Genomic DNA, 10,098 nt, shown 5'->3' on the forward strand with positions numbered 1-10,098 from the left:
CTCCCAATGGCTATGATCGTCGCCCTGGATCACCCAGCGGATGAACCGTGGGTCGGCGAGCAGTGTTTCGATGGATTCGGGCATACCTAATAGAACGCGGTACGCGGCATATCTACTGCCCGAAATGAATTTTTTGTAAAAAATAGCGCAATCGGTTGCCTGCGGCGCAAACGGTTGCGCTACGCCAACAAGCTAAAAAGCACTACCATGGCGGATTCCACCCAGAAGTCCCTGATCTTGCGAATGGTCTCCGAGAGGAGGTTGTACACCGACTGCCGATGGATATTCATCAGCACCGCCACCTCGGACGGATCGAGCTGTTGATAGTACACCAGGTAAATCACCTCCTTTTGGCGGGCGGGGAGCTGGTCCAGGACCTGGCGCAGCTTGAGGGCGTTTTCCTCGGCCAATTGTTTTTCCACGATCAAATCTTCGACCGAGAACTCGAGCGTAAAGGCCGGGGGGGCACCGGCCGCTTTCCGGTCCCGTTCCAACAGCCGGAATACCCGGCGTTTGAGGGCGGTGAGCAGGTATGGCCGGGGGTGTTCGATGGAGGACAGCTTGTGGCGGTTCAGCCAGAGGTTGGCAAAGACGTCCTGGATACAGTCCGCCAGCAGGGCGTCGTCCTGGGTAAAGTGTTGTCCGTAGCGGTAGAGGGCATCGTAGTGGTCACGCATCAGGGCGGCGAAGGCGGCATCGTCCCCCGCCCGCCCCCAGTCGTCCGATATGGGCGCTTCGCTATTCATCGAGCTTCAGCACCGCCAGGAACGCCTCCTGCGGCACCTCTACGTTACCGATCTGGCGCATCCGCTTCTTGCCTTCCTTTTGTTTTTCGAGGAGCTTGCGTTTCCGGGAGATGTCGCCACCGTAACACTTGGCGGTAACGTCCTTGCGCATGGCGGAGATGTTTTCGCGGGCGATGATCTTGGCGCCGATCGCCGCCTGGATGGCGATCTGGAATTGCTGGCGGGGCAGGAGCTCCTTCAGCTTCTCGCAGAGCTTGCGGCCGAAGTCCTGGGCGCGGCTGCGGTGGATCAACGCCGACAACGCATCCACCTTGTCGCCGTTCAGCAGGATGTCCATCTTACAGATGTCGCTGTCACGATAGCCGATGGGGGAATAGTCGAACGAGGCATAGCCGCGGGTCGAAGACTTCAGCTTGTCGTAGAAGTCGAACACGATCTCGGTCAGGGGCATCTCGAAGATCAGCTCCACCCGGGTTTGGGTGAGGTAGCTCTGGTTGAGGAGGATGCCGCGCTTGCCGAGACACAGCGTCATGATGTTGCCGATGTATTCGGGTTTGGTGATGATCTGGGCCTTGATAAAGGGTTCCTCGATGGTTTCCATGTAGGTCGGGTCGGGCATTTCGGTGGGGTTGTTCACCGTAACGGTTTCGCCCCGGGTCGTGTGCGCGATAAAGCTCACGTTGGGCACGGTGGTGATGACCGTCTGGTTGAACTCCCGCTCCAGGCGCTCCTGGATGATTTCCATGTGGAGCATCCCCAGGAAGCCGCAACGGAAGCCAAAGCCGAGCGCCTGAGAGGTTTCCAGCTCGAAGGTCAGCGAAGCGTCGTTGAGCTGGAGCTTTTCCATACAGTCGCGCAGCTCCTCGAACTCGTCCGTGTTGACGGGGAAGATACCGGCGAAGACCATGGGTTTTACGTCGGCGAAACCTTGTATCGCCGGGACATCCACGGCCGACGCCAGCGTCAGCGTGTCGCCTACCTTGATTTCCTTGGCGTTTTTGATACCCGTAATGATATATCCGACGTCCCCGCAGCCGACTTCATTTTTGGGCGCCAACCCCAGCTTGAGGATGCCGACTTCGTCCGCCCCATAAACCGTACCGGTATTGATGAAACGGATCATGTCGCCCTTGCGCATGACGCCGTTCATGATCCTGTAGTATACGATGATGCCCCGGAAGGAGTTGAACACGCTGTCGAAGATCAGCGCCTGGAGCGGGGCCTGCGGGTCGCCCTGGGGCGGCGGGATGCGCGCCACGATCGCCTGGAGGATTTCCGTGATCCCGATCCCGCTCTTCCCGCTGGCCAGGAGGATGTCCTCTTCCTTACAGCCGATCAGCTCGATGATCTGGTCCTTGGTTTCGGGGATCATCGCCCCTTCCATGTCGATCTTGTTGATGACCGGGATGATCTCCAGGTCATTGTCTATGGCCAGATAAAGATTGGAAATGGTTTGCGCCTGTATCCCCTGGGACGCGTCCACCAGCAGCAGGGCGCCTTCGCAGGCGGCCAGGGCGCGGGAGACCTCGTAGGAGAAGTCGACGTGACCGGGGGTGTCGATCAGGTTCAGCACGTATTCCTGCCCATCCTGGCGATAATTGATCTGTATGGCGTGGCTCTTGATCGTGATCCCTTTCTCCCGTTCCAGGTCCATGTCGTCCAGCACCTGGTTCATCATGTCCCTTTCTCCTATGGTACGGGTGACTTCGAGTAAACGATCCGCGAGTGTACTTTTTCCGTGGTCAATATGCGCTATGATACAAAAATTCCGGATGTGCTTCATGAGGCTGCAAAAGTACCGAATTTCCCTTACCTTTCCCCGGATGACAACGCAATTATGGCGAACCATAACGGCCAATGCGCTCTGGAAAGCCCTGCAGCTCGGTTCGCTCTTTTTGCTCAACATCGCGATCGCCCGGGTATTCCGGGCCGCAGGTTCGGGAGACTTCCTCTTCCTGGTCGCCAATTTCCAGCTGGCCGCCTTTGTCGCCAGCCTTAGCCTCGAGTCGGGGATTCAATACTTTGGAACGGGAGACAACGGCTTGCTGGGGGCGTTCAGCCGGTTTATCTTCCGCTACGCCGCCGCCGCCACATTGGTGCTGATCGCCCTGCTGGTAGCCGTACTCTCCACCCACGTCCTCAGGCCGGCAATCGATCCGCTCCTCTTTGGCATTTACGCCGTGGGTTTTATCTGCGGGACGTTGCTGTTCCGTTTTTTCTCGGTCCTGGCGTACGCCGTCCGGGCCTTTGTGCTGCCTGCCGCGGCCGAAACCGCGTGCAACCTGCTCCTCATCATCCTGTTGGCGTTGCACCCGTCGCTGCCGGTATTCTTTGCCTGTTTTTACCTGGCGCCCCTGGTGTGCGGTCTGATCGTATACACCTGGTTGCGCCGCCGGCATCCGTTTGTCCCCGGGAGGGGCATCGACTTCCCCGCCCTTGTGCGGTACGCGGGGCTTTCGTTCCTGGCCAACCTGGTCTTTTTTGGCGTGTATCGCGTCGACTACTGGTTCGTAGCGGCGGGCTGCAACGCCACGGAGCTGGGTAACTATATCCAGGCCTCCAAGCTGGCGCAGCTCTTTATCTACCTCCCCCAGGTCATCGCCATGGTGGTTTTCCCCGATGTCGTACAGGGCATGGCCGACCGGAAAACGGTTGTCAAACTGATGGCGTACACCGTGGGATTGTTTGCATTGGGCGTCGGGATCGTCGCCCTGGCCGGTAACCGGGGGCTCGTCTGGCTCCTGGGGTCTACTTATGACCTGGTGTATCCCGCCTGGCTCCGCCTGGTCCCCGGTATCTTCGCCCTGGGTCCCCTGGCCATCCTGGCGGCCTACTTCGCCGCGCGTAACCGCGTCAGCGTCAACTTATATGGTGGGCTGGTCGGTCTGGCGGTCATGCTCGCCGGGGACATCCTATTCATTCCCCGTTACCACATCATGGGCGCCGCCTGGGTGAGCAGCGCGTCCTACGCGGCGTATGTGCTCTATGAGTGGGTCGCGTTCCGTACTTCCCGGACTGCGCCGATCGCAAACGCTTCCAGTGCCTCTCCCACCCGTTCGTAGTCATAAAGAGCCGCGGCTTTTTGGGCAATCGCTTCGTGGTCCCACGTCATCTCCATCACCCGCTCCAGCGCCGCAGCCAACGCCCCGACATCACGCGCCGGCACCAGGAGCCCATTGCCGGCGTCGACCGCCTCGGGAATCCCCCCGATCGCCGGCGCCACCACCGGCAACCCGCAGCACAACGCCTCCGAGATCACGCAGGGCTGGTTTTCCACCCAGCTAAAGTGTACCAGCGCGTCCGATTGCCGCATCCATTCGGCGACGACCCGGTAGGCTACCTCTCCTGTCCACCGTACCGGCAACCCTTCGCCCTTCGCTCTTGTATCTTCATCCGCGGGACCCACCAGCACCAGTTCCCAGTCGCGCCGCCGTTCGGCAAGCTTGGCGAACGCCTGGAGGATCCCGGGGACGTTTTTCAAGGGGATAAAACTGGATACATGGATGAACCGGAACGGCCGGTCCGCCCGGGCGCCGCCACCGCCGTTCGCTGACGCGCCGCCACCGCCGTTCGCGGACGCAGCGTGCCGGTTCCCCGGACGGAAAAGCCTGGTATCCACCACATTGGGTATAACCATGGTCCGCCGCAACGGCGCCACCGCCCGCATCCTTTCCAACAAAAACGCCGACACGCTGTGCACGGCGGACGCCCGCGCGAGCACCCTCCGGTTGACCCACCGGTACCACCAGGGTTTGGACAAGAACTCCGAAGTCGCATATATGGAATAGTGCTCGGTCACCACAAACGGCACCCGGTAGCGCCACCGCGCCCACAGCGCGTACACCCCCGCGATCATACACACGTGTACGTGTATGACCGCCGGCCGCCCGTTAGAACGCGCAAACGCCCGGAACGCCCGGTCATAGGCGAGCAACGCCCGCCACCGCGAAAGACTGTAATAGATATGTTCGGTCAACCGCCCCCGTTGGGTCACCGCCGGCGCCCCCGCCCCACGGGCCACGTGCACCACCGTCACCGGCGCGCGCAGCGAGACCGCCAGCGCATGCCGCTGCACAAAGTCCCCGTTAAAGGGGTCCCCCGCGTGGGGATACCAGCTGGCCAACCAGAGGTGCGTCATTAAGCCGTAAAATACTCGATCTCCTCCGAAAGATCCAAAAACGGATACTTCGCCATCAGCGCCCGCGCCTCCGCGCCCATGCGCGCCATAAACCGGCGGTGCTCCTCTCCGGTAGGATTAAACGGCTTGTGCCGGCGCGCCGCGAGCACCCCCTCCAGCGCCAGCATCACCGCCCGCGCCTCGGGGTCCATATAGGCGCCCACGAACTTCTCCCATACATAGCCGGTTGCCTGGTAGTTGGGGTGGACCAGGTCCTCGGCATAAAAGCGGTAATCGCGGAGGTCGTCGACGACCAGCTCATAGGCCGGGAAATAGTCGAGGCGGTCGAACTTCCCCACCAGGTGGTGCACCGCCTGTATAAGGACCGCCTTGGAGCGGTTGTTTTCGATCATGCCCTCGCGGAGGTGACGGACCGGGCTAACCGTAAAGATGACCCGCAAAGACGGCCGAAGCAGGAACAGCCGGTGCAACGCCTGGTCCAGCGCGGACAGCACCTCCTCGACGCTGAGCAACCGGTGTATGAACCAGTCCGCCGGAACCTTATGACAGTTGGCGACCACCCGCCCGGGTCCATAACCGCCCGTGAGGGGCCCGTCTGCAAAGGCGGGGGACGTAGCACGGAGCTCATACACCCATGCGCTGCCAAGCGTTAGTACCACCCAGTCCGCGCGCCGCAAAAACGCAGAGGCCGCGGCCTGAGAAGCATTCATGGCCAAAAGCGCGTCGACAGAGGAAACGGCTGAAAACCGCGAATGATGCCCCCAGCTGCTCCAAAGACCCCCGTAATGAAAAAGATCAGGCGACGCAAACTCACGCCCCTCCACACACGAAATCAACATCTCACATATACTGATAGGATTGAATAAAATCCCATGCGGGTTCTGCAAAACCGGTAAACGATATGAATCAAGTTTATTCCCAATATGTTCCGTAAAGCACGAGCCCGCCAGGAAGACGGACTGCGGGTAGCGTATAGAAACCGCTGCCGGCTTCACTTCCAGCTCTGATCTGAACTTCATCATAACCGCAAATATAGTGCATAGTTGCCTCGTTAAGCGCATGTTATACGGTACTCCGTTAATATACGGATAACAAAAAGCGACGCGGCAAGCCGTAGCTTTACACTCAGAAACCACAAACGCTTACTTCTAATTTTTTGAATGCGATGTCAGAAATTCTGTTGATTGAGGACGATGAAATTTTGCTCAAGGCGCTGACCCGGTTTTTGCAGAAGGAAGGATTTACGGTCAAGGCCTGCGCAAACGGTAAAGAAGGATTGGAACAGATAGACCTCCACACCTATGACCTGGTCATCACCGACATCAATATGCCTTACGCAAACGGGTTCGAGGTGATGAGCCGGATCAAGGCAAAAGAAAGTTACAAAGGCGTACCCGTGATCGTGATCACATCGATGTCCAGCGAATCCGCGATTACCCAGTGTTACCAGATTGGCGCCAATGATTTTATACGGAAGCCCGTTATGCCGCACGAACTACACATCCGTGTCCGGAAACTGTTGGGAAGCTTTGCTTAGTTTTCTATAAATGTCGTTTTGCTTACCTCTTGTTTTTCTCTAAAAAGGGCTATATTTGTTTAACTGCATTTATAGCCCTCTTCTTTAGCCTTAAGCTAAAAAACCTTAGCTCACCGCTTACCTCTCCGCCGCTTTACCTCTGTATTCGTCCAGAATAAAAATTACTATGGAGCGAATCTTAATCATCGATGACAATGACATCGTTCAGATGGTATTGCAAAAAATCCTGGTCAGAGAAGGCTACGCCGTCGATATCGCCACCAACGGCAAAGAGGGTCTGGAGCTGATCGATCGGGAGAACTACGACCTTATCATCACGGACCTGATGATGCCGTACGCCAACGGCTTCGAGATCATCAGCAAAATTCGTCAGCATCCCAAAGGAGAGCGGGCGAAGATCATCATCATTTCCGCCGTCACGCAGGAGCATTCGATCACCGAAGGGTTTCAGCTGGGCGCCGACGACTACCTCAAAAAGCCGATCACCGGCAAGGAGCTGGTCATCCGCGTAAAACGGCTTTTGGACGCAAAAAGAGCGACAACCAATATTCATGTTTAAGGACTTTACTTCGTACCTGCAGGATAACAACGTCCTGACCGCCCTATATTACTACTTCCTTGACCTGCCCCTGGTCATAGAGGTGGCGTGCGTCTTTATCCTTGTAGCGTTGTCCGCTACCCTGCTCGCCTACGGCAGCATCCTCGTCCGCCGTTACCGCGGTTACCGCCAGGATAAGAAGGAGACCGACCTGCTGCCGGTGATCGACCAGCTGCTCACGGAGCACGTCGTGCTCAACGAGGGCCTCGCCGATAACGTGCCCATCGACGACATCGAGCTCCCGATCGAAAAATTCCGGACAAAAACGCTCCGGAATCCCGCCAACCGCCAGCTCCTGATCGACCGGATCGTGAACTATAAGAAGAGTTTTGCCGGGTCCATCGGGGACCTCCTGCGCCGGCTCTACCTGGAATTGGAGCTGGATAAGGTTTCGTTCAGGAAAATGAAGTCGGTCAAATGGAACCGGAAGGTCCAGGGCATGATCGAGCTAACGGACATGGATATGTCCATCTCCGACGTCAACATCCTCCCCCTGACCAATAGCAAGAATCGCGAGCTGCGCGCCGAGGCGCGGAACGCGTATATCAAGCTGAGTAAGAACGAGCCCTTCAAGTTCTTTGACGTGGTCACCGAGCCGCTGCTGATGTGGGACCAGATCGAGCTGTTCAAGACCATCACCACCACCGAGGAGATCGCGATCCCCAAGTTCGCCCGCTGGGTGACCTACTCCCCGAACAAGAGCATCGTATCCTTTTGTCTGAAGCTGATCGTCCATTACAACCAGCAGGACGCCGCGCACGCGGTGATCAAGCTCCTCGACAATAAAGACCATAACCTGCGCGCGGACGCCATCAACTGTTTGGGTAAGCTGCGTTGTGAAGAGGCCGAGCCGCACCTCGTGGAAATCTATTACAGCCAGCCGCTGAACTGCCAGCTCGAAATCCTGAAGGCCATCGGCCGTATGGATACAGGCAACCAGATCCAGTTCCTAAGGCACGAGTTCCTCCATTCGTCCGACTTCGACATCCGTAAGAACGCCGCCAAGTCGCTGATCAAAACCCGGGCCACGCCCAAAAGCCTCGTCGACGAGCTGATCGAGACCGGCACCGCGGAGAACAAGCTCATCCTCCGGCATTGTATGAACCCCCTAATCAAATTCTGATGCAGGCCGTATATGAGAGCACCGTCTTTGTGTATGGGGTCATCCTCCTCATCATATACGCGTTGCTGGCCATCATGTCATTCGTGGCGATAAAAATCTACCGCCGCCGCAGCAGCCTCGCTTCCTACGAGAATATGCTGGGTTCCCCCCTCACCCCGGGCATCTCCGTGATCGCACCCGCCTACAACGAGGGGCTGTCCATCATCCAGAACGTGCGTTCATTATTGACGCTCAACTACCCGAAGTTCGAGGTCGTGCTGGTCAATGACGGCAGCACGGATAACTCGTTGCTACAGCTGATCGAGGCCTTTGAGATGGAAAAGGTGGACTATGCCTATTCCATCAAGATCCGCTGCCAGAAGATCAAAGGTGTCTACAAGTCCCGCAACTCGGCCTATTCGCGGCTGATTGTCATAGACAAGGTCAACGGCAAGAGCAAGGCCGACGCCAGCAACGCGGGGATCAACGTCGCCAGCTACGACTATTTCGTCTGTACCGACGTGGACTGCATCCTGAGCAAGGACACGCTGCTCAAGCTCATCAAACCGGTTACCGAAGAACCTTCCAAACGCGTCATTGCCGCCGGGGCCACGCTCCGGATCGCCAATTCCTGCGACATCGAAGAGGGCGTGATCCTGAGGATGCGCCCGCCGCGTAAATTGCTGCCGCGCTTCCAGGAAATGGAATACATCCGGGCTTTTGTCCTGGGTAAAATGGGTTGGTCGCTGATCAATTGCGTACCCAACGTCTCGGGCGGTCTGGGGCTGTTTGACAAGGAAGTCGCCATCAAGGCCGGCGGCTACGACGCGCAGTCCTTTGGCGAAGACATGGAATTGATGGTGCGCATGTCCCGGTATGCCTACGACAACCAGATCGACTACGCCATCCGGTATATTCCCGAAACCCTTTGCTGGACCGAGGCGCCCAACACCGTAAAGATATTCATGCGCCAGCGGACCCGCTGGGCCCGGGGTCTCGCGCAGCTGATGTACGCCCACAAGGGGATGCTGTTCAACCCGCGGTACGGCAAGGCCGGCTGGGTGCTCATGCCGTACAACTTTTTCTTCGAGCTCCTGGCCCCCCTCGTCGAGCTGACGGGGATCGTCTATTATATCGTCCAGCTGTGCCGCGGCGAGATCAACCCGGAATACGCCATCCTGCTCCTCGTCTTCGTGTATATGTATTCCATCATGATCACGACCATCGCGATCCTGTGGGACCAGCTGGCTTTCCGGCACTACAAATCCTTCCGGGAGGTGCTCCTGCTGTGCACCACGCCCTTCCTGGAGTTCCTGTTGTACCATCCCATGATCGTGCTGTTTTCGATCCGGGGGTACTACTACTTCCTGACGGGTAAAAAGCACAGCTGGGGGAACATGCAGCGCCAGGGCTTCGGGAATACCACGGTTCAACGAAAAGTAGCGGTGCAACAATGATAGAGCAGATCAGCATATGGGACCATATCCGGCACGCCTATGAAGGCTCGGTGTTCGTTTACGGGATAACCATGCTCCTGATGTACGCCCTGCTGGCCGTCCTGTCGTTCGTGGCCATCCGGCGTTTCCAGAAGCAAAACAGCTATTCCGACTATAAGAAGATACTGGGCTCGCCGCTGGCGCCCGGGATCTCCGTGATCGCGCCGGCCTTTAACGAGAGCGTCACCATCATCCAGAATGTGCGCTCGCTGCTCACGCTGAACTACCCGCGTTTCGAGGTCATCATCGTCAACGACGGGAGCACCGACGATACGCTGGAAAAAATGATCAGGGAGTTCGAGATGGTCCAGGTGGACTTCGCCTATAACGAAAAGATCAAGTCGCAGCCGGTCCGCCGCATCTTCAAATCCAGCAACCGCGCCTACGAGAAGCTGGTGGTCGTGGACAAGGTCAACGGCAAGAGCAAGGCCGACGCCTCCAACGCCGGGGTCAACGTGTCTTCCTTCAACTACTTCCTGTG

10 protein-coding genes are annotated in these 10,098 nt (G+C 57.8%); 6 read left to right on the top strand and 4 right to left on the bottom strand.

Going from position 1 to position 10,098, the window contains the following annotated elements; translation table 11 throughout:
- Window positions 1–179: 179 nt before the first annotated feature.
- Together VL547_RS03595 and lepA are read right to left on the bottom strand one after the other, a co-directional pair.
- On the bottom strand, window positions 180–746 hold the full coding sequence (locus VL547_RS03595; RefSeq protein WP_325575277.1) for a sigma-70 family RNA polymerase sigma factor: 567 nt from the start codon (window positions 744–746) through the stop codon (window positions 180–182).
- Window positions 739–2,529: a translation elongation factor 4 gene (gene lepA / locus VL547_RS03600; RefSeq protein WP_325575279.1), complete on the bottom strand. Its 1,791-nt coding sequence runs from the start codon at window positions 2,527–2,529 to the stop codon at window positions 739–741. The genes VL547_RS03595 and lepA overlap by 8 nt, the downstream gene beginning before the upstream one ends.
- A gap of 40 nt (window positions 2,530–2,569) precedes the next feature.
- Between lepA and VL547_RS03605 the strand changes: the two genes are divergently transcribed.
- Window positions 2,570–3,808 (top strand): lipopolysaccharide biosynthesis protein, encoded by a 1,239-nt coding sequence (locus VL547_RS03605; protein WP_325575281.1) that lies wholly within the window; start codon window positions 2,570–2,572, stop codon window positions 3,806–3,808.
- On the opposite strand, the gene VL547_RS03610 is transcribed toward VL547_RS03605, so the two are convergent.
- Together VL547_RS03610 and VL547_RS03615 are read right to left on the bottom strand one after the other, a co-directional pair.
- Complete coding sequence (locus tag VL547_RS03610) at window positions 3,730–4,884, bottom strand: glycosyltransferase (protein ID WP_325575283.1); 1,155 nt, start codon at window positions 4,882–4,884, stop codon at window positions 3,730–3,732. The genes VL547_RS03605 and VL547_RS03610 overlap by 79 nt on opposite strands.
- Entirely contained in the window at window positions 4,884–5,945 is a 1,062-nt protein-coding gene (locus VL547_RS03615) for a GSCFA domain-containing protein (protein WP_325575286.1), read from the bottom strand. Before VL547_RS03615 ends, VL547_RS03610 begins: the two co-directional genes overlap by 1 nt.
- Before the next feature lie 104 nt (window positions 5,946–6,049).
- Here VL547_RS03615 and VL547_RS03620 point away from each other — a divergent pair, with 104 nt between their 5' ends.
- The 5 genes from VL547_RS03620 to VL547_RS03640 form a co-directional block, all read left to right on the top strand.
- Window positions 6,050–6,421, top strand: coding sequence for a response regulator (locus VL547_RS03620; protein WP_325575288.1), 372 nt, complete (start codon window positions 6,050–6,052; stop codon window positions 6,419–6,421).
- A 166-nt stretch (window positions 6,422–6,587) separates the two neighbouring features.
- Window positions 6,588–6,980 carry a response regulator gene (locus tag VL547_RS03625; RefSeq protein WP_325575290.1) on the top strand — a complete coding sequence of 131 codons (393 nt, stop codon included), beginning with the start codon at window positions 6,588–6,590 and terminating at the stop codon, window positions 6,978–6,980.
- The gene (locus tag VL547_RS03630; protein ID WP_325575292.1) at window positions 6,973–8,142 is read left to right on the top strand and encodes a HEAT repeat domain-containing protein; all 1,170 of its coding nucleotides are present in this window, start codon (window positions 6,973–6,975) and stop codon (window positions 8,140–8,142) included. Before VL547_RS03625 ends, VL547_RS03630 begins: the two co-directional genes overlap by 8 nt.
- A complete protein-coding gene (locus VL547_RS03635) occupies window positions 8,142–9,578 on the top strand; it encodes a glycosyltransferase (protein WP_325575294.1) in 1,437 nt (478 codons plus the stop codon). Before VL547_RS03630 ends, VL547_RS03635 begins: the two co-directional genes overlap by 1 nt.
- A partial coding sequence (locus VL547_RS03640; RefSeq protein WP_325575296.1) for a glycosyltransferase family 2 protein occupies window positions 9,575–10,098 on the top strand: 524 nt, incomplete at its 3' end. The genes VL547_RS03635 and VL547_RS03640, both read left to right, overlap by 4 nt.

Source organism: Dinghuibacter sp. (genome assembly GCF_035492835.1).
In the GTDB taxonomy this organism is placed as follows: domain Bacteria; phylum Bacteroidota; class Bacteroidia; order Chitinophagales; family Chitinophagaceae; genus Dinghuibacter.